Source organism: Comamonas sp. JNW, from assembly GCF_003105075.1.
Lineage (GTDB): Bacteria > Pseudomonadota > Gammaproteobacteria > Burkholderiales > Burkholderiaceae_C > Comamonas > Comamonas squillarum.
On the sequence record NZ_QETI01000014.1, the window covers coordinates 71,895 to 97,700 of the forward strand.

At 63.3% G+C, this 25,806-nt stretch carries 23 protein-coding genes; 11 read left to right on the top strand and 12 right to left on the bottom strand.

Annotated features, from left to right (window positions below):
- Nucleotides 1-56: 56 nt before the first annotated feature.
- On the bottom strand, nt 57-1,925 hold the full coding sequence (locus DCO45_RS18320; protein WP_116927168.1) for an IPTL-CTERM sorting domain-containing protein: 1,869 nt from the start codon (nt 1,923-1,925) through the stop codon (nt 57-59).
- A 237-nt stretch (nt 1,926-2,162) separates the two neighbouring features.
- On the opposite strand from DCO45_RS18320, the gene DCO45_RS18325 reads away from it, so the two are divergent.
- The 5 genes from DCO45_RS18325 (at nt 2,163) to greB (ending at nt 6,256) form a co-directional block, all read left to right on the top strand.
- A complete protein-coding gene (locus DCO45_RS18325; RefSeq protein WP_116927169.1) occupies nt 2,163-2,360 on the top strand; it encodes a hypothetical protein in 198 nt (65 codons plus the stop codon).
- Between the two features lie 179 nt (nt 2,361-2,539).
- A complete protein-coding gene (locus tag DCO45_RS18330) occupies nt 2,540-3,139 on the top strand; it encodes a TetR/AcrR family transcriptional regulator (protein ID WP_116927170.1) in 600 nt (199 codons plus the stop codon).
- The gene (locus tag DCO45_RS18335) at nt 3,136-4,089 is read left to right on the top strand and encodes a tripartite tricarboxylate transporter substrate binding protein (RefSeq protein ID WP_243419415.1); all 954 of its coding nucleotides are present in this window, start codon (nt 3,136-3,138) and stop codon (nt 4,087-4,089) included. The genes DCO45_RS18330 and DCO45_RS18335 overlap by 4 nt, the downstream gene beginning before the upstream one ends.
- Entirely contained in the window at nt 4,086-5,597 is a 1,512-nt protein-coding gene (locus tag DCO45_RS18340) for an amidase (protein WP_116927171.1), read from the top strand. The genes DCO45_RS18335 and DCO45_RS18340 overlap by 4 nt, the downstream gene beginning before the upstream one ends.
- A 98-nt stretch (nt 5,598-5,695) precedes the next feature.
- Complete coding sequence (gene greB, locus DCO45_RS18345; protein ID WP_116927172.1) at nt 5,696-6,256, top strand: transcription elongation factor GreB; 561 nt, start codon at nt 5,696-5,698, stop codon at nt 6,254-6,256.
- Nucleotides 6,257-6,337: 81 nt separating this feature from the next.
- Here the strand turns inward: greB and DCO45_RS18350 are convergent, their stop codons facing one another.
- The 4 genes from DCO45_RS18350 to DCO45_RS18365 form a co-directional block, all read right to left on the bottom strand.
- Complete coding sequence (locus DCO45_RS18350) at nt 6,338-8,515, bottom strand: bifunctional (p)ppGpp synthetase/guanosine-3',5'-bis(diphosphate) 3'-pyrophosphohydrolase (RefSeq protein WP_116927225.1); 2,178 nt, start codon at nt 8,513-8,515, stop codon at nt 6,338-6,340.
- Between the two features lie 166 nt (nt 8,516-8,681).
- The gene (gene rpoZ / locus DCO45_RS18355; RefSeq protein WP_021026333.1) at nt 8,682-8,885 is read right to left on the bottom strand and encodes a DNA-directed RNA polymerase subunit omega; all 204 of its coding nucleotides are present in this window, start codon (nt 8,883-8,885) and stop codon (nt 8,682-8,684) included.
- Entirely contained in the window at nt 8,885-9,523 is a 639-nt protein-coding gene (gmk, locus tag DCO45_RS18360) for a guanylate kinase (protein WP_116927173.1), read from the bottom strand. Before gmk ends, rpoZ begins: the two co-directional genes overlap by 1 nt.
- Before the next feature lie 17 nt (nt 9,524-9,540).
- Entirely contained in the window at nt 9,541-10,452 is a 912-nt protein-coding gene (locus DCO45_RS18365) for a YicC/YloC family endoribonuclease (RefSeq protein WP_116927174.1), read from the bottom strand.
- A gap of 72 nt (nt 10,453-10,524) precedes the next feature.
- Between DCO45_RS18365 and DCO45_RS18370 the strand changes: the two genes are divergently transcribed.
- From DCO45_RS18370 to DCO45_RS18390, 5 genes are all read left to right on the top strand, one after another.
- Nucleotides 10,525-11,517: a serine/threonine-protein kinase gene (locus DCO45_RS18370; RefSeq protein ID WP_021026330.1), complete on the top strand. Its 993-nt coding sequence runs from the start codon at nt 10,525-10,527 to the stop codon at nt 11,515-11,517.
- Nucleotides 11,514-12,353, top strand: coding sequence for a PP2C family serine/threonine-protein phosphatase (locus DCO45_RS18375; protein WP_116927175.1), 840 nt, complete (start codon nt 11,514-11,516; stop codon nt 12,351-12,353). The genes DCO45_RS18370 and DCO45_RS18375 overlap by 4 nt, the downstream gene beginning before the upstream one ends.
- A 145-nt stretch (nt 12,354-12,498) precedes the next feature.
- Nucleotides 12,499-13,134 (top strand): non-canonical purine NTP pyrophosphatase, encoded by a 636-nt coding sequence (locus DCO45_RS18380; RefSeq protein WP_116927176.1) that lies wholly within the window; start codon nt 12,499-12,501, stop codon nt 13,132-13,134.
- A 1-nt stretch (nt 13,135) separates the two neighbouring features.
- Nucleotides 13,136-14,377 (top strand): radical SAM family heme chaperone HemW, encoded by a 1,242-nt coding sequence (hemW, locus tag DCO45_RS18385; protein WP_116927177.1) that lies wholly within the window; start codon nt 13,136-13,138, stop codon nt 14,375-14,377.
- Nucleotides 14,378-14,554: 177 nt separating this feature from the next.
- Nucleotides 14,555-15,808 carry an MFS transporter gene (locus tag DCO45_RS18390; RefSeq protein WP_116927178.1) on the top strand — a complete coding sequence of 418 codons (1,254 nt, stop codon included), beginning with the start codon at nt 14,555-14,557 and terminating at the stop codon, nt 15,806-15,808.
- A 30-nt stretch (nt 15,809-15,838) separates the two neighbouring features.
- On the opposite strand, the gene DCO45_RS18395 is transcribed toward DCO45_RS18390, so the two are convergent.
- The 7 genes from DCO45_RS18395 to DCO45_RS18425 form a co-directional block, all read right to left on the bottom strand.
- Nucleotides 15,839-18,184, bottom strand: coding sequence for a CHASE2 domain-containing protein (locus tag DCO45_RS18395; protein ID WP_116927179.1), 2,346 nt, complete (start codon nt 18,182-18,184; stop codon nt 15,839-15,841).
- Between the two features lie 62 nt (nt 18,185-18,246).
- Nucleotides 18,247-19,950, bottom strand: coding sequence for a FecR domain-containing protein (locus DCO45_RS18400; protein WP_116927180.1), 1,704 nt, complete (start codon nt 19,948-19,950; stop codon nt 18,247-18,249).
- A gap of 120 nt (nt 19,951-20,070) precedes the next feature.
- Nucleotides 20,071-20,778, bottom strand: coding sequence for a response regulator transcription factor (locus DCO45_RS18405; protein WP_116927181.1), 708 nt, complete (start codon nt 20,776-20,778; stop codon nt 20,071-20,073).
- Nucleotides 20,779-20,935: 157 nt separating this feature from the next.
- Nucleotides 20,936-22,228, bottom strand: coding sequence for a tryptophan--tRNA ligase (locus tag DCO45_RS18410; protein WP_116927182.1), 1,293 nt, complete (start codon nt 22,226-22,228; stop codon nt 20,936-20,938).
- Between the two features lie 51 nt (nt 22,229-22,279).
- The gene (locus DCO45_RS18415) at nt 22,280-22,933 is read right to left on the bottom strand and encodes a site-2 protease family protein (RefSeq protein WP_043339503.1); all 654 of its coding nucleotides are present in this window, start codon (nt 22,931-22,933) and stop codon (nt 22,280-22,282) included.
- A gap of 173 nt (nt 22,934-23,106) precedes the next feature.
- On the bottom strand, nt 23,107-23,742 hold the full coding sequence (locus DCO45_RS18420) for an L-threonylcarbamoyladenylate synthase (protein WP_116927183.1): 636 nt from the start codon (nt 23,740-23,742) through the stop codon (nt 23,107-23,109).
- Nucleotides 23,743-23,799: 57 nt separating this feature from the next.
- Entirely contained in the window at nt 23,800-24,687 is an 888-nt protein-coding gene (locus DCO45_RS18425; protein WP_116927184.1) for a 3',5'-nucleoside bisphosphate phosphatase, read from the bottom strand.
- Nucleotides 24,688-24,962: 275 nt separating this feature from the next.
- On the opposite strand from DCO45_RS18425, the gene DCO45_RS18430 reads away from it, so the two are divergent.
- Nucleotides 24,963-25,802 carry a transporter substrate-binding domain-containing protein gene (locus tag DCO45_RS18430; protein WP_243419416.1) on the top strand — a complete coding sequence of 280 codons (840 nt, stop codon included), beginning with the start codon at nt 24,963-24,965 and terminating at the stop codon, nt 25,800-25,802.
- The last annotated feature ends 4 nt before the right edge of the window (nt 25,803-25,806 follow it).

Below are 25,806 nucleotides of genomic sequence, written 5' to 3' on the forward strand. Positions count from 1 at the left end.
GGTCGAAGTGGTGAAGAGATGGCAGCAAGCCACCCCGTTGGGGTGGCTTGCTGCGCTTATGCGCCAGGGCGTCTGCGAACTGCAGTGAGTCCGACAAGTGCCAGAAGGGCGGACAAACTGAGTGCGGCCCATGCGGATAGCGTAGGCACCGCCGTGGGCACTGCTGCCACAACGGATTGGACAAAGGCTTCGCTCTGGAGTGCGGGGTAGTTGGCATCGCCGCTGTAACTGGCAACGAGGCTGTGCGCTCCCGCAGTAGCAGGCAGTACGGCAGTGATGGTGGCCGTGCCATTGACGAGTGCAGCACTCCCCAGCGATGTGGAGCCGTCCAGGATCTCGACCGTTCCCGTGGGCACTGGCGCTGCTTTTGCCTGCAGAGCAGCGGTCTTGTTGGGATCAAACGTCACCGATACGGTGAACGTCACGCTCTGACCTGGCTGTGAAGGGTTTTGGCTGGAGCTGATGCTGATGCCCGATCCACCTTGAGCGACAGCGACCGTCTGTTGCACCTGGGGAGCGTCGCTGTAGTTGGCGTTGCCCAGTTGGTTCGCTTTGATGCTGCAGTTGCCGGCGCCATTGAAGGAGACCAGGTTGCCGCTGATGCTGCAGACTGACAGGCTGCCGCTGTCGATCGAGAAGCTAACGGCGTTGCCAGAGGCGCCACCATCGGCTGAAACGGTATAGCTGCCGCCTACCTTGGCATTGGCGGGGATGAACGAGCTGAAGCTGATGGTCTGCGCTGCCTTGTCAATGGTGACGTTCTGAGACTGGGACGGCGCAGCTTTGTAGTTCACATCTCCAGCTTGTTGTGCGACGAGTGTGCAGATGCCGCCACTGTTGATGAAGACATTGGTGCCTGCCACCGTACAGACCGCTGGCGTGCTGCTGTCATAGTTCACGGGCAGGAAGGAGCTTGCACTTGCCTGAGGATTGATCGAGAAGCTGCCCCCGGGTGTGTACAGCTGGCTGGCAGGGCTTTGCGATGGGAAGCTGATGGATTGCAATCCCTGTTCCACAGAGATGGAATAGGGCTGGGCTCCCGAACAACCGCTCGCATCGTTCGCCGTGACCGTGAAGTTGGCGGCTCCGGAGGCTGTGGGGGTGCCGGAAATGGCGCCGCTGCTCGACAACGTCAAACCTGGTGGCAGTGCCCCCGAGGTGACGGCGAAGTTTGGAGCGCCCAGCGCGCCACTCTGGCTGAGTGTGGCGCTGTAGCTTTGGCCCACGCTGCCTCCAGCAAGGGCGCCCGCAGGCGTCAGCACGACAGAAGGGCATACATAGGGCGTATAGCTCACAGTGTCGATGCCGATGTAGTCAGAGTTCGTTCCGGACAAACCGCCACTGGTGACGAAATAACGGAAGGCCATGCGTGAGGACGTGGGGGCTGGCAGGCCCGAAACGGTGACGGAGTACTGCGTCCAGGTGGTTGGATAGACCCCCAAGGTGAGGCCAGGGTTGACACTCATCAGCAGCGTCGTGAAATCACCTACGCCAGTGCCGCTGCCGACATTTGTGCTGGCCCCATTCGTGCTGAGGCGCACTTCCAGGCGATCGGCGTAGGTGTCCGGGGAGGGCTTTCTTGTATAAAAAGTCAGCACATCGCCGTTGCGTATGGTTCGATCAGGCATGAGCAGCCAATTGCTGATCGTTCCGACACTGCCAGTGTTGTTGTAATTGGCCCCGATGTACGCATTGGCCGCGCCGCTTTGTGCGTCAAAAGGACCACCTGCAGTGGGCGGATTGCCTTGAAACCAGCCGGTGGACCCGACACCCACGCTGGCATTGCTCATTACCCATCCGCCACTAGCCAGGGTGTTGATGTCGTTAAAAGCTTCTGTAAACGCCTGAGCATGTGCACTGTGGTGCACCCCTATGGAAACCAATGCTGCAAACGCTCCCGCACTTAAAAACTGGTTCACGGCCATTTAGTACACCTTTATAAGCTTTTTACATATGTTGACATTTAAATGTGCGATGTGTGCAAGACGGTGTCAATCCCTGAAAGTGGTGATAGAGCTCACCCTAGTGCCTTCGATGGCGATATAAAAATACTGTATATTCATACAGCATTTTCGATAAACTGGCTAGGCTTGATGTCGCCATCCGGCAGCAGCTGTAAACGAAGCTCTGCGTTGGCTGCCCACAAGAAGAGAGGAGTTCGCATGATTGAAGTAGCCCATGACAACCTGAGCGATGCCTGGGAGGAGGGAGACGGTGCTGCCGCGTTGCCGCAGCTGGCCGCCGCGTCGGTGTTTCGGCAACTGGCGCACAAGCATGGCTTGCTGGCGCCGGGTGAAGAGGCCAGCCCTCAGATGCAGGCGTTTCTGGCCGAGCTGGCGGTGCTTGCGAATCTTTTTTGAGGCCGGTTCGCTGTTGGGCAAGCGGCAATCACTGCGCATTTTGACAAGGAGGAAGAGGGGCCTCATCCCTTTGATGCAGCGCGGATAGACCGCAGACTTGGCGTCTCTCTCCTAGGCCAAACCCGGATGTCTGCCAAATTACATTACACGCATAATGTATTTCAGGAGACCCCCCTGTTGTGCCCAACCTGCATCAGATCAAAAGTGAACAGACGCGTGAGCGGCTGATGGATGCTGCGCTCGAAGTGATGCAAGCCAAGGGGCTTGCGAGCCTGTCGATGCATGAGGTGGCCCGTATCGCGGGCATGACGACCGGAGCGGTGCAGCACCATTTCCCGTCCAAGGCCGCGCTGATGCTGCAGATCATTGAGCGGTTGGTGCAGCAGATCGACACCGACGACAGTTTCTGGCCAGCGCCGCACTGGCCTCTGCAGCGGCGCGCCGACCACTTTGTGCAACAGGCCTGGCGGCGGCTGTATGGCCAGCCCCGCTTTGCGGTGGCCTGGGAGGCCTACCTGGCGGTGCGTGCCGACGCCGCGATGGTGGCGCATATCCAGGCCGCACGCGCCCCGATCAACGACAAGCTGCTGCTGCGCATGCTGCGCAGCTTTCCCGAATGGGCCGGTGGGCCCGCCGCTGAAGCGCGCTTTCAGCTGGTGCTGTCCTGCCTGCGCGGCCTGGGCGTGCTCGCGCCGTTCTCCAGCCCGGCTGCGATTGAGCAGCAACTGCAGCAGCTGTCTGTCCTTCTTCAATCTTTTTCCAGCGAGGTGACCCCTTGATCAGAGCAACCCTTCTTGCCTGTGGCCTGTCGGCCTGGGCCCTTGGCGCCGCCGCCCAGACCCCGCTGCAGGTGATCGCGCAGCAACCGCCAGGCAGCGGATCGGACGCGATGACCCGCGCCTGGGGCGAATGCACCGGGCGGCTGATGGGGCGGCCGGTGGTTGTGCAGAACAAGCCCGGCGCCAACGGTATCCTGGCCATCAACTACCTCAAGGGCCAGCCGGCCGATGGCGCGTTTGCCATGACCATCGGCATGTCGCAGATGACGATCACGCCCTATGTGCACCAGCAGATGCCCTATGACCCGCTCAAGGACTTTGCCGGTGTCGCGATGATTGGCTCATCGCCGCTGGTGCTGGTGGTGCCGGCGGGCGCGGGCATCCACAAACTCGCCGACCTGGAGAAGGTCGCCAAGTCCCAGGCCGGCGGGCTGAACTTTGGCTCGCCCGGCAAGGGCAGCCCCGCGCATTTGCTGACCACGGCGCTGACCGATGCGATGCACTGGCCCGCCACCCATGTGCCCTTTGTCGGCGAGAGCGCGGGCCTGACGGCCTTGATGGGCCAGCAGATCCAGGCGATGACTCTGGTGTTGAACACTGCCGCGCCCCAGGTCAAGGCCGGCAAGCTCGTGCCGCTGGCGATTTTCGCCGGCCAGCGCTCGGCGGTGCTGCCCGATGTGCCGACCATTGCCGAGGCCGGTGGGCCGGCCGTGCTGGCGCGGCCGTCATGGATTGCGGTCGTGGCCAAAAAGGGCACGCCGCTGGAGGTGGTCAAGGCCTTGAACGACGCGACCAACCAGTGCTACAGCGACCCGGTCTATGCCAACAGCATGGACAAGATGGGTGTGACCTTGATGCGCAGCCAACCTGCCGATGTGCTGGGCTTTGCCGAGCGCGACATCGCTGTCTGGAAGCCTTTGATCGACAAACTGGGATTGGCCACACAATGAGTTTGGTAGAACACAGCGCCGTCGAGCTGCGCAGCCTGATCCAGAGCCGACAGATCTCGCCGGTCGAACTGCTCGATGACTGCATCGCCCGCATGCAGGCGCTCAACCCGGCGGTCAATGCGCTCTGCGCCACCGACTTTGAGCGTGCCCGCACTACCGCCCAGCTGGCCGAAGCGCAGGTGGGGCGGCGCAGCCAGCTGCCGCTCTTGCATGGCCTGCCCTTGGGCGTGAAGGACTTGCAGGCCACCGAAGGCCTGCTGACCACCAGCGGCAATGTGCGGCTGCGCGGCCATGTGCCGGGCAAGGACAATGCCTTCGTGGCCCGGCTGCGCGGCCAGGGCGCGATCGTGACGGCCAAGACCAATACGCCCGACATGGGCGCAGGTGCCAACAGCCGCAACCCGGTCTGGGGTGCTACGGGCAACCCCTTCAACCCGGATCTGAATGCCGGGGGCTCATCGGGTGGCTCGGCCGCGGCGCTGGCCACCGACATGTTTCCGCTGTGCACCGGCTCGGACACCGGCGGCTCGCTGCGCATTCCGGCGGCGCTGTGCGGCGTGGTCGGCCTGCGCCCCTCGCCGGGCCTGATCGCCAATGACGACCGGCCGCTGGGCTGGTCGGCCATCTCGGTGCTCGGCCCCATGGGCCGCGATGTGGCCGATACCGCGCTGATGATGCAGGCCAGCATGGGCCCGCACCCGATGGATCCGCTGAGCATGGGGGTGAGCCATGCGCCCGTCTGGCCCGTGCCCGAGATGGACCTGCGCGGCCTGCGCGTGGCCTATACCGAGGACTTTGGCACCTGCGCGGTCGACCCGGTGGTGCGCCGTGCCTTTGCAAAGCGCGTGCAGGCCTTGGCCGGTGAGGTGGCCTGCATGGACGCCTTGCCCTGGAACCTGGAAGAAGCGCACCGCTGCTTTGACATCATCCGCGCCGAGAGCTTTGTCGCCGCCTTTGCCGATATCTACCGCACCGCCCCCGAGACCCTGGGCCCGAATGTGCGGGCCAATGTCGAGATGGCTGCGAGCATCAGCCTGGGCGACCGGGCCTGGGCGCATCTGGCGCAGACGCGCATCCAGCGCATGTTCCAGCGCACATTCGAGCAATACGACCTGGTGCTGGCACCGGTGACTCCCCTGTCGCCCTTCCCCTGGCAGCAGCTCTATGCGCAGGAGGTGGAGGGCAAGACCCAGCGCAACTACTACGAATGGCTGAGCCTGACCTATGTGGTGACCTTGGCGACCAACCCTGCGCTGTCGCTGCCCTGCGGCCGTGACGAGGCGGGCATGCCTTTTGGCCTGCAGATGATTGGCCCGTTGCACCAGGACGGGCGCCTGCTGGCGATGGCGGCGGCAGTCGAAAAGCTGGGCCTGCACAACAGCGACTTTGCCCGCCCCCGCCCCGACCTGGCAGCACTGGCCCAGCCCCGGCCCGCGCTGCGCAGCATCGTCACCCACCCGCCAGAGCTGGGTGGTGCTGCGCAGGCCAACGTGGGCCAGGCGGTGTAAGCAAAGCGGCCTCCCCTGAGACGGCAAGCCTGCCACGGCAGTGGCAGGCTTTTTTCTTTCTGGTGGGAGCCTTCGCCAATCTTTGTTTAAATAGCAGGATGAACAAGGCCTTTACCAAAGAGACAGACAACGACGACGATGATGACCTGCCGCAGCTGCCCAAGATTGCTGGCGGCAAGAACTACATCACGCCCGGGGGCTACCGCGCGCTCGAGCAGGAGCTGCTGCAACTGATCGATGATGAGCGGCCCAAGGTGGTGGAGGTGGTGCACTGGGCGGCGAGCAATGGCGACCGCTCGGAAAACGGCGACTACCTGTATGGCAAGAAGCGCTTGCGCGAGATTGACCGGCGTATCCGCTTTCTGACCAAGCGCATGGAGGCGGCCGAGGTGGTGGACCCGGGGGTGCACCACGGCAGCGACCAGGTGTATTTTGGGGCGACGGTGCACTACTGCGACCAGCATGGCAGCGAGGAGTCGATCACCATCATGGGCATCGACGAGGCCGATGCCAGCCGGGGCCAGGTCAGCTGGGTGGCCCCGATTGCGCGGGCGCTGCTCAAGGCCCGCATTGGCGATGAGGTGCAGCTGCCCACGCCCGGCGGGATGCGGGTTTTGGAGGTGCTGGGTGTGCAGTACCCGGAGCCGGGGACCTCTTGAAATAGCCCGTTCTCAAAATACAAGCGCGCCTTTAAGGCGCGCTGTTGTTGGGGGGCTGTCCCGATCGCTATCGGGAGGAGCTCAGGCGACGGGCAGCACCCGGTGCGCACGCAGCACATAGGGCAGCTTGACCAGCTGGCGCAGCAGCAGCTCAACCTGGGCACGGTCCTTGACGGTCAGCACAAAGCGCAGCGCCATCGTGTCCATCGCCACTTCGTCATCCATCGTGATGTGGGTGATGTCCGAGCCCATGGCGGCAATCTCGGCGGCAATCTTGCCCAACACTCCCTTGCCATTGTTGATGGTGACGACGACGCCGGTGTCGAACTCGCTGGCGGGCTCATCGGCCCATTCCACATCGACAAAATGCTCGGCATCCTTGGCCAGCAGTCGCTTGCAGACGGCGCACTGGGCGTTGTGCACCACGAGGCCGGCATTGCGGTCCAGGTGGGCGGCAATCGGGTCGCCCGGCACGGGGCGGCAGCATTTGGCGTATTTGACAGCGGCATTGGGTGAGCCATCAAGCACCAGCGCTGAGGTGGCGGTGCTGGCGCCGGTCTTGAAGCGCTCCTGGCTCAGCAGCACAGCGTCCGGCCGCTGGCCTTGCTCGGCCAGCAGGTCCACCACCTGCTTGGCGGCAAACACGGCAATGCGCTTGCCCTGGCCGATGTCGTTGAACAGCTCCACCTTGTTGCGCGCTTCAAGGCGGGTGAGCAGGCTGTCCCAGACGGCCTTGTCTTCGGGCAACTGCGAGATGCCTTCGGCCCGCATCGCCTGCAAGAGCAGGCGCTCGCCCAGCGCAGCGGTCTCGTTCTGGCCCTGGGTCTTGAGGTAGTAGCGGATCTTGGACTTGGCGCGGCCCGTGCGCACAATCGTGAGCCAGGAGGGATGGGGCGCGGCATCGGGCGAGGTCGAGATCTCGATCACATCGCCGCTCTTGAGCACGGTGCTCAGCGGCACCTGCTCGTTGTTGATGCGCGCGCCTTGCGTGCGCTCGCCCACATTGGAGTGGATCGCGTAGGCAAAGTCCAGCACGGTCGCGCCCCGGGGCAAGGTGAGCATCTGGTTCTTGGGCGTGAACACATAGACCGAGTCGGGGAACAGGTCCACGCGCACGTTGTCCCAGAATTCATGGGCGTCGTGTGTCTCATCCTGGATGTCGAGCAGCGACTGCACCCATTTGTTGCCCAGCTGCTCGCCGTTGGGCATGGCCCGCGCCTGGATCATCCAGTGTGTGAGCACGCCGTACTCATCGACCAGGTTCATGTCTTCGGTGCGGATCTGGAAATCCATGCTCACGCCCGAGGGGCCGACCAACGTGGTGTGCAGCGACTGGTAGCCGTTCGACTTGGGGTTGGCGATGTAGTCGCGGAATTTGGAGGGCACGGGGCGGAACACCTGGTGCAGCACGCCCAGCGCAGTGTAGCAGTCGATCAGGTTGGGCACGATGACGCGCACCGCGTAGGAGTCGGTCACCTGGGCAAACGACAGGCGCTTGCCATCCATCTTCTTGTAGATGGCGTAGAGTGTTTTTTCCTGGTTGCCCAGGCGGATCTTGATGCCAGATTTGGCAAAGGCCGAATCGACCTCGGCATGGATCTTCTGGACCACGTCCTTGCGCCGGTTGCGCGAGCGGCCCAGCGCCTTGACCAGCGTGTCATGGCGCCAGGGGTAGAGGTGCTTGAAGGCCAAGTCCTGCAGCTCGCGGTAGACCCGGTTGATGCCCAGCCGGTTGGCAATGGGCACATGGATCTCCATGGTCTCGGTCGAGATGCGTCCCCATTTGCTGCGCGGCATGTCGGACATGGTGCGCATGTTGTGGGTGCGGTCAGCCAGCTTGACGAGGATGACGCGCACATCGCGCGCCATCGCCAGCAGCATCTTGCGGAACGACTCGGCCTGGTTCTCTTCGCGCGAGTTGAACTGCAGCTTGTCCAGCTTGGTGAGGCCATCGACCAGCTCGGCCACCGTGTCGCCAAACTGGCGCGCAATGTCATCACGGGTGACGCCGCAGTCCTCCATCGCGTCATGCATCAGCGCGGCCATCAGCGCCTGGGCGTCGAGCTTCCAGCTCGCGCAGATCTCGGCGACCGCAATGGGGTGGGTGATGTAGGGGTCACCACTGCTGCGGAACTGGCCGGTGTGGGCCTTGGCTGCGAAATCAAAAGCTTCTTCGACCAGGGCCAGATCTGCTTCACCGAGGTAGTCGAGCTTCTCCAGAAATTCGGCGTAGGCACTCACCACTACCGGATACGACATGGCAGGCTTGGCTGCGGCGGTAGCGATGACGCCAGAGACTTGGGCGGGTGCGGAGGGGATGGACACGGACTTCACGCCTTAACTGTAGCGTGCGATGACAAATTTGTGTGAATACCAAGAAAAATGGCACCGCCATTCGGTGCCATTTTGTTGCATAAGCAGGGGCTTAGCCGGGTACTTTTTTCAGCATTTCCAGGCCTACCTTGCCTGCAGCGATTTCGCGCAGCGCGGTCACGGCCGGCTTGTTGCGGCTTTCGATTTTGGGCGTGTGGCCTTGGCTCAGCATGCGGGCGCGGTAGGTAGCGGCCAGAACCAGTTGGAAGCGGTTAGGGATTTTGTCGAGGCAGTCTTCAACGGTGATGCGGGCCATCAGGAGTTCTCCAGGGTAACAGGGATGTCGAGTGACGAGAATATTTCGCTGCGAACACGCTTTTGGGCCGAATAGCGCAAGCGTTGTGAATGTACAACGGCCTTCAAATCGAACAAAGCGCGCTCGAACAATTCGTTAATTATAACGAAGTCGAATTTGTGGACCTGCGCCATCTCCTCGCGCGCGTTCGTGAGGCGCTTTTCGATGACGTCGGAGGCGTCCTCGCCGCGGTTCTCCAGGCGCGAGCGCAGCTCTTCCCAGCTGGGTGGCAGGATGAAGATCAGCACGGCGTGGGGGAAGCTTTGCTTGATCTGCAAAGCGCCCTGGTAGTCGATCTCCAGCACGATATCGGTGCCCTTGGCCAGGCGCTCCTCGATGGCCTTCTTGGAGGTGCCGTAGAGGTTGCCATGCACATTGGCCCATTCGACAAACGCATTGGAGGCAATCATGCGCTCGAAGTCATCGCGCGAGGCGAAGTAGTATTCGCGCCCATGCTTTTCCTGGCCACGCGGCGAGCGCGTGGTGTGGGAGATGGAGCGAAAGACTTGCGAGTCGAGCTCGAGGAGGGCCTTGACGAGGGACGACTTGCCCGCGCCGCTGGGGGCTGAGACGACAAAGAGGTTTCCGGGGTATTCCATAGAGAGACTCTGGCTTCTTATTCGATGTTTTGCACTTGTTCGCGCATCTGCTCGATCAGGACCTTCATGTCCACGCTGATGCGGGTCAGATCCAGCGCAGCGGACTTGGAGCCCAAGGTGTTGGCCTCGCGGTGCAGCTCCTGGATCAGAAAGTCCAGGCGCTTGCCGATATCGCCACCCTTGGTCAGCAGGCGGCTGATTTCTTCCAGGTGCGAGCGCATGCGGGTGAGTTCTTCGGCCACATCGATGCGGATCGCAAAGGAGGTCGCTTCGGTCAGCGCACGGTCCTGGGCCGCTTCGGGCGAGACGCTGCCGGCGCTCAGCGCCATCGCTTCTTGCCAGCGCTCCAAAAAGCGCTGCTTTTGCTGTTTGACCAGCTCGGGGATCAGGGGCTCGGCCTGTTCGGCCAGTTGGCGCAGCTGCTTGATGCGGTCTTGCAGCATGTCGGCCAGGCGCTTGCCTTCGCGTTGGCGGGCGTCGAGCAGGGTCTTGAGGGCTTGCTGGCACAGCGCGGCCACATTGTCGGCCCAGTTCTCGGGCAGCTCGATGCTGCCGCTGCCGCTCAGGCGTAGTACTTCTGCCACAGTGAAGGGCTGGGCCGTTGGCATCCAGGCCTTGACGGTGTCCTGGAAGCTGCCCAGCTGCTGGAGCAGGCGGGGCGAGGCGACGGGCACGCTGGAAGCCTGTTCACTGTTGATCAGTACACGTACTTCCACCTTGCCACGCTTGAGACTATTATCTACCAGAGAGCGTAACTGTGGTTCGCAGCTTCTGAGATCTTCCGGAAGCTTGAAAGATAAATCGAGAAAACGGCTGTTAACCGAGCGAATTTCCAGTCCGACGCGCCAGAGGGAGGGAGCATTGTTGTCACCGTCAGGTGGGATGCTTTGCTGGACAGAGGCATAGCCTGTCATGCTGTAAACTGGCATAGGACTGTATGAGGTTGCTTGCAATCGCGCTCATTATCAGGCTTCTCATATACCTGCGTTGTTCATCAAACTATGTCAAAAGTAAAGCCTGCGCCGCTACCAGCCAATACCGTCATCGGTGGCTACCGGATCGTGCGGCGCATATCGGCGGGGGGGTTCGGGGTGGTCTATCTGGCGCTGGCGCCCGATGGCCAGCAAGTCGCCATCAAGGAGTATTTGCCGTCCAGCCTGGCCACCCGTGCGCCGGGGTCGCTGTCGCCGAGCATCGAGCCCGACAAGCTGTCGCTGTACCGCCTGGGCCTCAAGAGTTTCTTTGAAGAGGGCCGCGCGCTCGCCCAGATCTCGCACTCCTCGGTCGTCAGCGTCTACAACTTCTTCCGCGAGAACGACACCGTCTACATGGTGATGAACTACCTGCAAGGGGCCACCTTGCAGGATTTTGTCGTCACCGCCCGCGATCTCAAGGAAGCCAAGGTCTTCCGCGAGTCCACGATCCGCTCGCTGTTCGACGAGGTGCTGCGCGGTCTGCGCATCGTGCACCAGCACAAGATGCTTCACCTCGATATCAAGCCGGCCAACATCTTCATCACCGACGATAACAAGGCGGTGATGATCGACTTTGGCGCTGCCCGCGAGGTGCTGAGCAAGGAGGGCAACTTTGTCCGCCCCATGTACACGCCCGGTTTTGCCGCGCCCGAGATGTACCGCCGCGATATGTCGCTGGGCCCCTGGACCGACATCTATGCGATCGGTGCCTGCATCTATGCCTGCATGCAGGGTATTCCGCCCAACGATGCGCCCAAGCGCCAGGAAAAGGACCGCCTGAGCCTGGCCATGTCCAAGGTGCGCGGCGTGTACTCGGACAACCTGATCGAGCTGGTGGAGTGGTGCATGGCGCTTGACCCCCAGGCCCGGCCCCAATCGGTGTTCCTATTACAAAAAGAGCTGGCGCGCGAAGACGAGCGCCGCTATACCAAACTGAGCGTCTCCGAGAAGGTTCGTATGTCGATTGATTCGCTGGTCAGCGATACCAAAAAGCGCGTGGGCGGAGGCCAAACCAAATGAAGTTCTCGGTCTTCCAGCTCAGCCGCAAGGGCGGGCGGGAAAAAAACGAAGACAGGATGGGGTATAGCTATACCAAGGAAGCCTGTCTGTTTGTCGTGGCCGATGGCATGGGAGGGCATCCGGAAGGGGAAGTGGCCGCGCAACTGGCCTTGCAGACGGTGTCGCTGGACTTTCAGCGCCTGGCGCGCCCCAAGCTGGAAGACCCGGCCGAGTTCCTCGAGAACGCGCTGCTCTCGGCGCACCACAACATCCTCAAGTACGCGATTGCCAACAATATGGATGACCCGCCACGCACCACCTTGGTGGCCTCGGTGGTGCAGGATGGCAATATCTGGTGGGTGCATTGCGGCGACTCGCGCCTCTACCTGGTGCGCAGCGGCAAGGTGCTGGCGCGCACGCGCGACCACTCCTATATGGAGCTGCGCGGCTCGGGCGTGACCAGCATCAACCCCGACCGCTTCAACCGCAATGTGCTGTTCACCTGCCTGGGCAGCCCCTCGCGTCCGTTCTTCGATGTGGCCGGCCCCACCGAGATGCACCGCAGCGACCGCATCATGCTGTGCTCCGACGGCCTCTGGAGCAGCGTCTCCGAGACCGTGATTGCCCGCGAGCTGGCCAACAAGTCGGTCTCGCGCGCCATTCCCGACCTGATCGATGCCGCGCTGCGCAAGGCGGGGGCGACCAGCGACAACGTCACGGCCGTGGCGATGGAGTGGGAGATGCCCGGTGCCGAGCGCTTTGAATCCGAAGACCCGGTGAGCGACACCTTGCCGCCAGCGCCTGACCCTGAGGCTGGTGACCAGGCACCGCCCAAGCCCGACGCCCCGGCCGCATAAGCCCGGCACGCACTGCGTTTTGTCGCTGGTCCGATAATTCAGCCTGTCCTGGCATGGCGGCGCAAGGCCGCCAGGCCTGTTTTTACCGTTCTCAAAAAAGCAGCGGGCTGCCCGGGGATCCCGTCGCAGCCGCTGGTGCCGACCCATGAAAATCGTTCTTGCTTCCAACAACCAGGGCAAACTCGCCGAGCTGCAGGCCATGTTCGAGCCCCTGGGCGTGAGCCTGGTGCCCCAAGGCGCGTTGATGGAGGGCGAGGCGCCCGAGCCTTATGGCACCTTCCTGGAAAACGCCTTGAGCAAGGCCCGCTTTGCCGCCGAGCGCACCGGACTGCCCGCGATTGCCGATGATGCCGGCCTGTGCGTGGCAGCCTTTGGCGGCCTGCCCGGGGTGGATACCGCCTACTACTGCACGCAGTTTGGCTACGACAAAAGCGATGCCAACAATGTGCGCGCGCTGCTCGAGCAAATGCAGGGCGTCACCGACCGCCGCGCGGCCATGGTGAGCACGCTGGTGGCGGTGCGCCACCCCAAGGACCCGGAGCCGCTGGTGGCCGTCGGCCGCGTGGCCGCCGAGATCACGACCGAGCCGCTGGGCGAGGGCGGCTTTGGCTTTGACCCGGTGCTGCTGATTCCCGCACTGGGAATGACCTTTGCGCAGATGGCCACCGAGGTCAAGCATGCGCACAGCCACCGGGGCCGCTCCTCGCGCCAGATGATGGCACTGCTGCGGGACAGCTGGCTGGCCGGCGCGCCGATGGTGGCCGCTGCCCCCAAGGACTGAGATGGCGGTGCATATTCCGCTGCAAGCGGCGCAGCCTTCTGAGCAGGTGGTGCAGCGCGACATCCAGCATTACATGCGCCCGGGCACCTTGCAGCTGCCCAGCCTGCCGCCGCTGTCGCTCTATGTGCACCTGCCCTGGTGCATCAAGAAATGCCCGTACTGCGATTTCAATTCGCACGAAGCGCGGGACGGCCGCCATGCGGTGCCCGAGGAGCGCTACATCGATGCGCTGATCGCCGACCTGGAGCAGGCCCTGCCGCTCATCTGGGGGCGCAGCATCCACAGCATTTTTCTGGGCGGCGGCACGCCCAGCCTGTTTTCGCCCGAGTCGATTGACCGGCTGATCTCGGCCATTCGCGCCCGCCTGCGCGTGGACGCGGGTTGCGAGATCACGATGGAGGCCAACCCCGGCACCTTCGAGAAGGACCGCTTTCGGGCCTTTCGCGGCGCGGGCATCACCCGGCTGTCGATTGGCGTGCAGAGCTTTGATGACCGCTTTCTGGAGGCCATTGGCCGCGTGCACAATGGCGCGCAGGCGATGGCTGCCGTCGAAGAGGCCGCCAGCAGCTTCGAGACCTTCAACATAGACATCATGTATGCCCTGCCAGGCCAGACCGCCCAGGACCTGGCGCGGGACCTGGACAAGGCGCTGGGCTTTGCGCCGCCGCACATCTCGATCTACCACCTGACCATCGAGCCCAACACCTTTTTTGCGAAGTACCCGCCCGCCGTGCCCGAGGACGATGTGGCCTATGCCATGCTTGACCAGATCACCGCGCGCACGGCGCAGGCCGGCATGCAGCGCTACGAGGTCTCGGCCTATGCCAAGCCCGGCCATGCCTGCGTGCACAACAGCAACTACTGGCTGTTTGGCGACTACCTGGGCATTGGCGCGGGCGCCCACAGCAAGCTGAGCTTTGCCCACCGCGTGGTGCGCCAGGTGCGGCTGCGCGACCCGGCCCGTTACATGACCCAGGCTTTGCAGGGCAATGCACTGGCGCAGGACGACGAGGTCAAGCGCGCCGATCTGCCGTTTGAGTTCATGCTCAATGCGCTGCGCCTGCGCGAGGGCTTTGCGCTACAGGACTACCTGGACCGCACCGGTCTGCCGCTCAGCTCCATTGCCAAGGCCTTGCACGAGGCCGAGGCCAAGGGCCTCGTGAAGCTGGACTTTCAGAAGGTCACCCCCACAGAGCGTGGTTTTGACTTTCTGAGCGACCTGCAGGAGCTGTTTCTGGCTTGAATCTTCCACAGGAGGCGGTCATTTTTTACCGACTAGTCAATATGTGGACTGCGCTGCCCCTACGCAGAGCGTATAGATATCGCGCACAATAGCGCCCGCTGCTGAGCAACCATGCCGCCGTCTGTGCGGCATTTTTGTGCGCGCAGCTGTCATAACACCTACTACAAAGCGCTTGTCATGTCTTCTTCCGCCGCCGGGTCTGCCGCTTCAGGCACTGCCTCTCCCTCGTCCGATACCGTCAACCGCTATGGCTGGAAGGCCCTGGCCGGCTCGGCCGTGGGCTACGCCATGGACGGCTTTGACCTGCTGATCCTGGGCTTCATGCTCAGCGCCATCCGCGAGGACCTGGGGCTGACCACGGCCCAGGCCGGCTCCCTGGTCACCTGGACCCTGATCGGCGCAGTGCTGGGCGGCATTGTGTTTGGCATGCTCAGCGACCGCTATGGCCGCATCCGCGTGCTGACCTGGACCATCGTGCTGTTTGCGGTGTTCACCGGGCTGTGCGCGTTTGCGCAGGGCTACTGGGACCTGCTGATCTACCGCACCATTGCCGGCATTGGCCTGGGCGGCGAGTTCGGCATCGGCATGGCGCTGGCGGCCGAGGCCTGGCCTGCGCGCTACCGGGCGCGGGTGTCGTCCTATGTGGCGCTGGGCTGGCAGGTGGGGGTGCTGGGCGCGGCCTTGCTCACCCCCTTGCTGCTGCCCCACATCGGCTGGCGCGGCATGTTCCTGGTGGGGGTGATCCCCGCCTTTGTGGCCTGGTTCATCCGCAACCGCCTGCATGAGCCCGAGGTGTTTGTGCGCAGCCAGGAGAAAAAGCAGTCGGTGCTGCAGTGCTTCAAGCTGCTGGTCAAGGACCGCGCCACCACCCGCATCAGCGTTGGCATTGCCGTACTCACCTCGGTGCAGAACTTTGGCTACTACGGCATCATGATCTGGATGCCAGCCTTTCTGGCCAACAAGCTGGGCTTCAACCTGACCAAGTCCGCGCTGTGGACGGCGGTCACCATCCTGGGCATGATGGCCGGCATCTGGATCTTTGGCCAGCTCGCCGACCGCATCGGCCGCAAGCCCAGCTTTTTGCTGTTCCAGGCCGGTGCGGCGCTGATGGTGCTGTTCTACTCGCAGCTCAATGATCCCCTCACCATGCTCTGGGCGGGTGCGGTGATGGGCATGTTCGTCAACGGCATGATGGGCGGCTTTGGCGCGCTGATGAGCGAGGCCTACCCGACAGAAGCACGCGCCACCGCGCAGAATGTGCTGTTCAACATTGGCCGCGCTGTGGGCGGGGCAGGCCCCGTGGTGATTGGCGCGATTGCGGCGCAGTACTCTTTCCAGATGGCCATTGGGCTGTTGGCCGCCATCTATGTGCTCGATGCGTTGGCGACGGTGTGGTTGATTCCCGAACTCAAAGGCAAAGAGCTGCACTGAGCGCTGCCGCCCAGCCTGTGACAGCGCCAGCTAGCGCGGCTCCTGCTGCGTGCCCGGCGCCTTGGGCAAATGCAGGCTGAAGCACGAGCCCTCGTTGACGCCGCTGGTCACATGGACAAAACCCTGGTGGCGCAGCACCACGGTTTGCACAAAGCTCAGGCCCAGGCCAATGCCCGAGATCTGCGGCTGGCTGTTGTGGTGAAAGCGCTGGAAGGGCTGGAAGAGCTGGTTCAACTGCTCCTGCGTCATGCCAAAGCCCTGGTCGCGCACCTCCACCCGCCAGTACGCGCCATCATCGGCAATGCTGGCCTCCACCGCCGTGCCGCTGGGGCTGTACTTGATGGCGTTGCTGAGCAGGTTGACAAAGCAGCGCTGCAGCAAGGAGCGGTCGCCAAAGCAGGCGATATCGGTTTCGGCCGCCTCCAGGGCCCCGGGCAGGTAGCGCACCTGGATCTTTTTCTCCGAGGCCTTGGCCCAGCAGTCGTCCACCGCCTCCTGCAGCAGCACATCGAGGCTGAGCAACTGGGGCTGCATGGCCTGCGACTGGGCCGAGGCCAACTGCACAAAGCTCTCGGCCATCTCCAGCGATTGGTGGGCCAGGCGGTTGATCTTCTGGTGCAGCTCGGCCTCGCTCATCTGGCCGGGGAACTCCTTGTACATCTCCAGCAAGGTGATGATCGAGGACTGGGGCGAGCGGAAATCATGCGAGATAAAGCGCAGCGCCTGGTCGCGCTGCTGCTGGGCCTTGTGCAGCTCGGTCAGGTCCACCAGCATCAGCAGCCAGCCCGCAGGCGCTGGCGCGCGAAAGGCCTCGGCCAGCAGCAGCCAGGCATGTTCTTCGCGGTCCAGCACCTCGCATTCGGCCGGCAGCGCGCGCAGCTGCTCGGCATTGGCAAAGGACAGCACCTGGCCCGAATCCTTGATGCGCATGCCGCTCAGCGCCGACTGGATCGCGATCAAGCCCTGGCTGGGCATGCCCAGGTTTTGCAGGTAGCGCACCGCTGCAGCATTGTGCAGGCTGACCATGCCCAGCGGATCGACCACAAAGGTGGGCGAGGGGATCTGGCGCAGCGTATCGCGCACAAAGCCATGCATCTGGCGCAAGGTGTCGGTAGCGGTCTCCACGGCCTTGATGCGCCGCTCCAGAAAGTCATCCATCAGCATGCCGCTGCGCTGCGGGGCGCTGGTGGTATCGAGCGCGGCGCGCAGGTTGTGCATCTCCTGCTGCAAAAACCGGGCCGCTGCACTCAGGCGCCGCCAGCTCCAGATGGGGTAGATGACCAACAGGCCCACCAGGGCCGCGCCGGGCGCCAGTTGCAGGCCGGCAAAGCTGCGCAGCGCCAGGCACAGCAGCAGCAGCAGCGCTGCCGCGGCAATCTGGGCGATCAAACCTGCCATGGGGCCCAGCAGCGCAATCGCCATCAGGGCCAGCACGATCGCTCCCAGATTGACTGCCAGATTGGCGCCGGTCGACAGCGCATGCACATGCTGGTCCGACAGCTGCGAGTCCAGCGCATGGGCAATCAGCTCCACCCCTGCAATATGCCGGGATGCGGGCCGGGCGGGGCTGGCAAAGTAGTCGCCCAGGCCCGAGGCCGTAGCCCCCAGCAGCACATACTTGCCGCGAAAGCTGTCTTCGGGGATACGCCCGGCCAGCACATCTTCGGCCGAATACAGCGTGTAGGGCCGGTCACCGCGGGCAAAGTTGAACATCTCCGGCGAGCGCTGCTCCCACTGCTCGCCGGGCTCGGGCGGGCGGGTGCCCTGGCACAGCGGGTGGCTCTGGCCGCTGGCGCAGAGCATCGCAATGCTGAAGTGGGGCCAGGGCCCGGTGTTCTCACCCTGCGCACCAAAGTAGCGGCGTATCACGCCGTCATCGTCGACAGTCACATTCACATGGCCCAGCTGGCGCGCGGCTTGGCGCAGGCTGGCCAGCGGCAGCTCGGCGCCAATGTCCACATTGGCCATGCGCCAGTCCACCGGCAGCACGACATTGCCGGCCTGGGCAATCGCCTGGGCCAGTTGGGCATCGTCGTCGGGGTGCTGCCTGTCGGGCTCGCTGAACAGCACGTCCACGCCCAAGGCTTTGGGGTGCTGGGCGGCAATGCGTGCGATCAGCTGCGCATGCACGGCGCGGCTCCAGGGCCAGCGCCCCACGCTTTGCAGGCTGGCATCATCAATGGCGACGATGACGATGTCATCGCGCGGCTCCGGTGCGCTGAGCCAGCCGGTGATGTCCTGCACAAAGGTGTTGATGACGCGGGGCTGCTCGCGCAGGCTGGCCCAGGCCACCAGGCCCAGCAGCAGGGCCGACAGCGCCAGCCATTCCAGCCAGCGCAGTTGCGTTCGGCTCAGCGAAAAGGAAGGGGCAGCCATGCGCTAGGGAATGGACGGGGGGTCAACGCGGTCATGCGCATGGGCAGGGGCCGCCGTGCCCGTTACCTCGGGCTGAGCACCGATTTGCCGTCACCGGTTTTGAGCACGCCACCAGCACCGGTCAGAATCGCCGGCTCGACGGGCAGCTTGCGCGGGGCCGAGTAGCGGCTCTTGAGGCCGGACGGGTCCAGCACCTGGATGCGCACATAGTAGTCACCCGGGGGCAGGCTGTCCGATGCCCATTGCGGGGTATCGAGCGCGAAGGTGCGGGCATCGGTGAAGCTGTCATCAGAGGCCAGCTGCAGGTTGAAGCGCTGACCGGCTTCAGCAGGCCAGGACAACTGCAGCTGGTTGGGGTTGTTGGACTCGGCAGGGCTTAAGGCGTCGGCGCCCAGGGTCGGCGGGTTGCTGCCGGTCTTGAAAGCCTGGGGCTGTGCAAACGGGCCCTGGTCCAGGCTGCCATCGGCGAGCCTGCGCACACTGGCCACGCGCCAGAAATAGGAACCCACGCCCAAGCCGGACGCACTGGCCTGGCAGTTATCGACGACGCCGCTGTCTTGTAGCGGGGTGCTGAAGTCCTGGCTGGCAGCGACCTGGATGCGGTAGCCCACAATGCCCGGGCCGCCTTCGGTGCACAGCAGCTCGCCGTCCGCCAGGCCAATGAGGCCGCCGGGGGCCGGGTTGGCGTAGAGCGGAGGCACCGGTGTAGCCTTGACCTTGATGGTCTGGACTGCCGGTGTGCCCGGGATGTCCTGGCCATCGATGGCCCGGGCGCTCATGTAGTAGGTGCCATCGGCAATGGCGTCGAACTTGAACGTGGGGCTGGAATGGCTTTGCTGAAGCACCACGCGCGCGAGCTCTGGATCCAGGGCCAGAATCACACCGTATTTCTGGGCCTGTGGCACCTCGCCCACCTGCAAAGTCAGAAAATTAGCGTCCTCAAACACTGGCGGATTGGCCTGCAGGCTGGGCGCTGGCAGCAGTGCCACCGTGGGCCCGACCTGGCCGCTGCGGGCCACGGCCACCCCTTGGCCAGCCTGTACGCGCGCCTGCTGCGCCGCCTGGCGGCCCTGGACCTCGACCACCCCTTTGTCGACAGCGGTGATGGCCTTGCCGGAGTCGGAAATGCTGACGGAGAACACGGTGCCGCGCACGCTGGTGGTGGCCATCGGGGTCTTGATCTCGAACTTGCGTTTGCGGCGCTGGTCCATCACCGGCGTGACATGCGACTCCAGCCCGCCGCGGCTCAGGTCCAGCACCGACTGCTGCTCCTCGGTGCGGCTGTTCTTGCGCAATTCGCTCAGTTTGAGTTCGGAGTTTTCGTTGATGCGCACCGAGCTGCCATCGGCAAAGCGCAAGGTCACAAAGCTGCCAGCCGGCACCTGCAGCTCGTCGCCCTCGGTCAAGATGGTGCCCGAAGCTGCACTTTGCCAGTCGCCACCGGCCAGCGGCGAGCGCACGCGCGCCACGCCCTTGACGTGGCTGATCGTCACCTCCTGGTAGCCCACCATGTGCGCGGGGATGACGATCACCGAGCCAATGGGCAGGCGCAAAGGGTCCTTGACGCCATTGAGCGTGCCCACGGCGCGCCACTGCTGCGGGTCCTTCAGGTAGCGCTTGGCCACGGCCTCGAGCGTGTCACCGCTGATCACCGTGTGGCGGATGTCGGGCAACTGGTCTGCCGATGCCGCCAGCGCGAGACCAGGGGCGGCCACGCCAAAGGCCAGCAAAACGGCAGCAGAAAACGGCAGACGAGAAAGATACAAAATGGCTCTCCTTACAGCCAGGCCATGGTGCCTGGCAGGGCCGCTGCATGCGGCAGAGTAAATACGGCCAACACGTGTGGCGTGTTGGCCGTAAACCGCGCTGCATGCAACAGCAGAAATTTATTCAGGCTGCGTCTCGGACAGCGGTTTGACGGCCTCAAACCGGTAGCCGACGCCATAGACTGCCGTGATGATGAAACCGTTCTCCGGTCGCAGATCGAGCAGCGTGCGCAGCCGCGATACATGGGTATCGAGCGAGCGCGAGATGACATCGGAGTTCTGGCCCCAGATGATTTCGCGCAAATGGTCGCGCGACAGCAGGCGGCCCATGTTCTGAAACAGGAACAGCGCAAGGTCGTACTCGCGGTTCTTCAGCTCGACCAGCTTGCCATCGACCTCCAGGGCCCGCGAATCGGAGAGGAACTTGTAGCGGCCAAACTCCAATACGCCCTTGGTGGCAGCCGGGTAGGCGCGGCGCAGCAACGCGCGCACGCGCGCCACCAACTCGGCCACCCGCAGCGGCTTGATCATGAAATCGTCCGCGCCAGACTCCAACCCCTCAACAATGTCGGCCTCACCATGGCGGCTGGTGATGAAGAGCACCGGCAACTCCTGGTTGACGTTCTCTCGTATCCAGCGCACCACCTGCGGACCCGTGGTGTCTGGCAGCTGCCAGTCCAGGATCAGCAGGTCATAGGTCTCGCGGCGCATGTCCTTGATCAGAGAGGCGCCAGAGGAATGGGTTGTACAGGCGTGGCCCTCCGCCTCCATGGTTTTGGAGAGCATATCCAACACCACCAGATCATCATCCAGTGCCACAATTCTCATAACAGCTCACTCCCACTAAGCTCAATAGCTTGCTTTTATTTGATAGCTCAATAATAAAAGCAAATTGAATCACCGGCTCCACACTGCGTTAAACGGGGAAATTGCCACGACGGTGACAGCTTCAACAATTGGTTGCAAATGCAGTATAGGCAGTCTCTTAACTCTCGGCTATCTCTTTCAACGCCAACTGCACATCCGACAGCGAAAAGCCGTCGCCCAATTGCAGGTTGTCCATGGCGTCTTGTAGATTCTGCGGCGCAGCCTGCAAATGGGCAATCATGGCGCCCGCATCCCGGGGGGCATCAAAGCCCTGGCTTTGCAGCAGCAGCCCGCCATCGGCGCGCACCAGTTTGAAATAGAACTTGCCGTCCTTGTCGCGGTACTGCTTGAAAGCAGCGCCGCCTTGCTTGGCCGCAGCCTTGGGCGTAGCGGCCGTGCTGGCTGGCGTCAGTGGCCGCAGGCCAACAGCCGCACGTAACTTGTGTAGTAAAGGGCCCGAATATGCACGCGCCTTTTGTGCGCCGCTTTGCAAAATAGCTTCCACTTCCTGGGGATGGGCCATCAGGTAGTTGTAGCGTTCACGCAACGGGGCGAGCTCCCGGTCAATGCATTCGAACAGCAGGGTCTTGGCCTCGCCCCAGCCAATGCCATCGGCATAGGCCTGGCGCAGGGCTGCGGTTTCCTCTGCGCTGGCAAAGGCCTGGTAGATCTGGAACAGCGCCGAGCCTTCCACGTCCTTGGGCTCGCCCGGTGCACGCGAGTCGGTGACGATGCTGCCGATCAGCTTCTTGAGCTGGGCCTGGGTGGAGAACAGCGGGATCGTGTTGTCGTAGCTCTTGCTCATCTTGCGGCCGTCAAGGCCGGCCAAGGTCGCCACGTTGTCGTCCACCGCCGCCTCGGGCAGCACGAAATGCTCGCCATACAGGTGGTTGAAGCTCGATGCCATGTCGCGCGCCATCTCGATGTGCTGGATCTGGTCGCGGCCCACCGGCACCTTGTTGGCGTTGAAGGCCAGGATGTCAGCGCCCATCAGCACCGGGTACATGAACAGGCCCGCAGTCACGCCGTCATCGCCGTCCTTGCCGGTTTCGGCATTCTTGTCCTGCGCGGCCTTGTAGGCGTGAGCCCGGTTGAGCACGCCCTTGCCGGTAACGCAGGTCAGAAACCAGGTCAGCTCGGGAATCTCGGGGATGTCCGACTGGCGGTAGAAGGTGACGTGCTCGGGGTTCAGGCCTGCGGCCAGCCAGCTGGCGGCAATCTCCAGCGTCGAGCGGTTGACGCGCTCGGGATCCTGGCACTTGATCAGCGCGTGGTAGTCGGCCAGAAAGTAGAAGTTCTCCACATCGCCTGCGCGGCTGGCAGCGATGGCCGGGCGCATCATGCCAGCGTAGTTGCCCAGGTGGGGCGTTCCCGAAGGGGTGATACCAGTGAGATAACGTGTCTTAGTCATAACTATCCATCAATATGCTTTGCGGTGCTGCACGGCAGTGGGGCCGGGCGATCAGCTAAAGGGCATCAGCACCACGCTGACCACAGCGTAGCCCAGGCTCATCAGGGGGCGCATCCAGAAGGTGCTGACGACGCCGGCAATCACCAGACCCATGACGATGAAAAAGCCATAGGGCTCGATCTTGGAGACGGCCACCGCCTGCTTGTAGGGCAGCAGGCCCACCAGTACCCGGCCGCCATCGAGCGGGGGCAGCGGAAACAGGTTGAAGGCCCACATCACGAGGTTGACCAGCACCCCCGCCTGCGCCATCTTGAGGAAAAAGCGCTCATCGACGCCGGAGGCGACCAAGATGCCGTAGACCAGCGCCCACAGAAGGGCCTGCACAAAATTGGTGGCCGGGCCGGCCAGTGCCACCCAGATCATGTCGCGCTTGGGGTTGCGCAGGTTGCCGAAGGCCACGGGCACGGGCTTGGCATAGCCAAACACAAACGCGCCCGAGGTCATGAAATACAGCATCAGCGGCATCAGGATGGTGCCAATAGGGTCGATGTGCTTGAGCGGGTTGAGCGTGAGGCGGCCCAGCATGGCGGCGGTGTTGTCACCAAAATGGCGCGCAGCATAGCCATGCGCTGCCTCGTGCACAGTGATGGAAAACAGCACAGGCAGGGCGTAGATCAGAACGGTTTGTATCAGGTCAGCGTTCACGGAATGGGCAGTGGTCAAAGGGGAGGAGGGCACGCCGCAGCGCACCAGGCAGAGGCGAGCCTATCAGATTTGCCAGTGGCCGCTGCCAGGCCATGGCAATGGCCGTGGCAAACGATTGCGCGACCCGGGCAGGCAGCCCTGGTGCGGCGCTGCTGCCACCAGCCAGTATGGGGCTACAGGCCCAGCTGCGCCAGCGGGCCGCGGCCCTCGCGCACCACCACCGGCGCGCCACTGGTGCCCATCGGCGTCAGGTCGACAATCGTCGTGGGCTCGAGCGGGCAGGGGCCGGCGTTGACGACCAGCTCGATCTGCGATTCAAAGCGCTCGCGGATCTCCTCGGGGTCGTTGAGCGGCTCGGTCTCGCCCGGCGGGATGAGGGTGGTGGACAGCAGCGGCTCGCCATGCAGCTCCAGCAGCATCAGCAAGCCCTTGTTGTCGGGCACGCGCAGGCCGATGGTCTTGCGCGAAGGGTGGCTGATGCGGCGGGGCACTTCCTTGGTGGCATCGAGAATAAAGGTGAAGGGCCCGGGCGTGCCCAGCTTGAGCATGCGGAACTGGTGGTTGTCCACCATCGCATAGCTCGACAGTTGTGACAGATCGCAGCACAGCAAGGTCAGCATGCGCTTGTCGTCGATCTGACGAATGCGGCGCAGGCGGTCGACCACCTGCTTGTTGTCCAGCGCGCAAACAAAGGCGTAGCTCGAATCGGTGGGCACGGCCAGGATGCCGCCGTCCTTGAGCATGGCGGCGGCCTGCTTGAGCAGGCGCGGCTGGGGATTGTCTGGGTGAACCTCGAAATATTGGGCCATGGTGTTGCTGTTGCTTTTGTTATCGTGAGGCTGCCGTGCGGCTGCAGGGCGCCTGGATCAATGGGCAAGGCCCTGCGGCGGTGGGCGGGGGTGCACAATGCGCCCCTCCAGCGCCTGCCAGACGGGTTGCACCCCGCTGGGCAGCGGGGGCAGGGCACCAAAATCGGTACCCGATTCCCCCGGGCTGTGAAAATCGCAGCCACGCGAGGCATAAAAGCCAAAGCTCTTGGCCATGTCCGCGTAGGTGGTGTATTCATGCGGAAAGTGGCTGCCGGTGACCACTTCCACGCCTTGGCCGCCATAGTCCTTGAAGGACGAGAACAGCGCATGCTCTTCGCCGCCATTCAAGTGGTAGCGCGCCGGGTGGGCAATGACGGCCATACCGCCCGCTTGCACGATCCACTGCACCGCATCCTGCAGCCGGGCCCAGCGGTGGGGCACAAAGCCGGGTTTGCCTTCGACCAGGTAGTGGCGAAACACCTCGGCCGGATCGCGGCAGACCCGCGTATCCACCAAAAAGCGCGCAAAGTGCGTGCGCGAGATCAGATCGGGGTTGCCCACATAGCGCAGCGCGCCCTCATATGCGCCACCGATACCCACTTTTTCCAGGCCAGCGGCCATGTCGCGGGCGCGTTGTTCGCGGCCACCGCGTGTGCGGGCCAGCCCGGCGCGCAAGCCGGGGTGCTGCCAGTCAAAGCCCAGCCCTACGATGTGCACCGTGGTTTCGCCAAAGCTGACCGAGATCTCCACGCCGCTCAAAAATGCCAGCTGCTGCTGGGCGGCAGCGGCGCTCGCCCGGTCCAGGCCGCTGACCTCGTCATGGTCGGTGAGCGCCCACAGCTGCACACCGCGCTCGCGCGCACGCTGCGCCAGCGCTTCCGGGCTCAGGGTGCCGTCGGAAAACGTGGAGTGGCAGTGCAGATCGGCGTTCAGCATGTCTGGCATGAATTTGGCTAGGGGAATAGCGAACCATTGTAGGCCGCGAGCCGCGCCCAGCGTGTCAGACCCGGCGCAGCATCCTGGGGAATGCGCGGTTTTCCGGCGTCTGCTGTCTCTGAAATGTCAGTATTAACCCTTAAATTGTCATTGTTTCGCCGATTTGACGAAAATAACAATGCATCTCGACGTTTTGTGTTTTTTACTAGGGTTTTTAACAGGAATACACTGTCGGTTTTTCACGGTCGCGCAGCCCGTTTTCGCTGCGTCTAGAGGATACGTAGATGTTTTCTGTCAAAAAGTGGATGGGTGCAGCCGCCTTGGTGGTCGCAGGTGTATCGGTGGCTGGCGCGGCCCTGGCGCAAAGCGGTGAGTCCACGATGGACCGCGTCAAGCGCACCAAAGAGCTGCGCGTGGGCACCGTTGCGGGTGCGATCCCCTACTTCAGCAAGGACCTGGTGACGCAGAAGTGGGAAGGCTTTGGCCCTGACTTTGGCGAGAGCCTGGCCAAGAAGCTCGGCGTGAACGTCAAGTTCGTCGAGACCACCTGGGGCAATGCCGTGCTGGACCTGCAGGCCAACAAGATCGACCTGATGTTCGCGATGGCCCCGACCCCCCAGCGCATGGAAGTGGTCAACTTCTCCAAGCCCTTGCTCAACAACACCTTCACGGCCGTCTGCAAAAAGGGCCATGCCCCGGTGCAGACCTGGGAGCAGCTGAACAACCCCGATGCCAAGGTGGTGGTGGATATCGGCTCCAACCAGGACCAGTTCGCCACCCGCGCGCTGCCCAAGGCCAATATTTCGCGTCTGGAGAGCTCGGGCGCGGCGACGATGTCGGTGCAAACCGGCCGCTCCGACTGCCAGGTGCTGGTGGTGCTGCTGTCGCAGCCACTGGTGGCCAAGCGCCCCGATGTGGGCACAGTCTATGTGCCAACGCCGGTCGAGACGGCCAACACCAACGTGGGCCTGCGCAAGGAGCCGAACAAGGACTTCGAGAACGCCGTCAATGCCTGGCTGGATGAAGCCCGCTCCAAGGGCGAGATCCAGTCCGTGGTGCTCAAGAACATGGAAAAGCTCGCTGGCGTCAAGGCCGATTCCTTCCCCAAGGAAGTCAAGTTCTGATGGT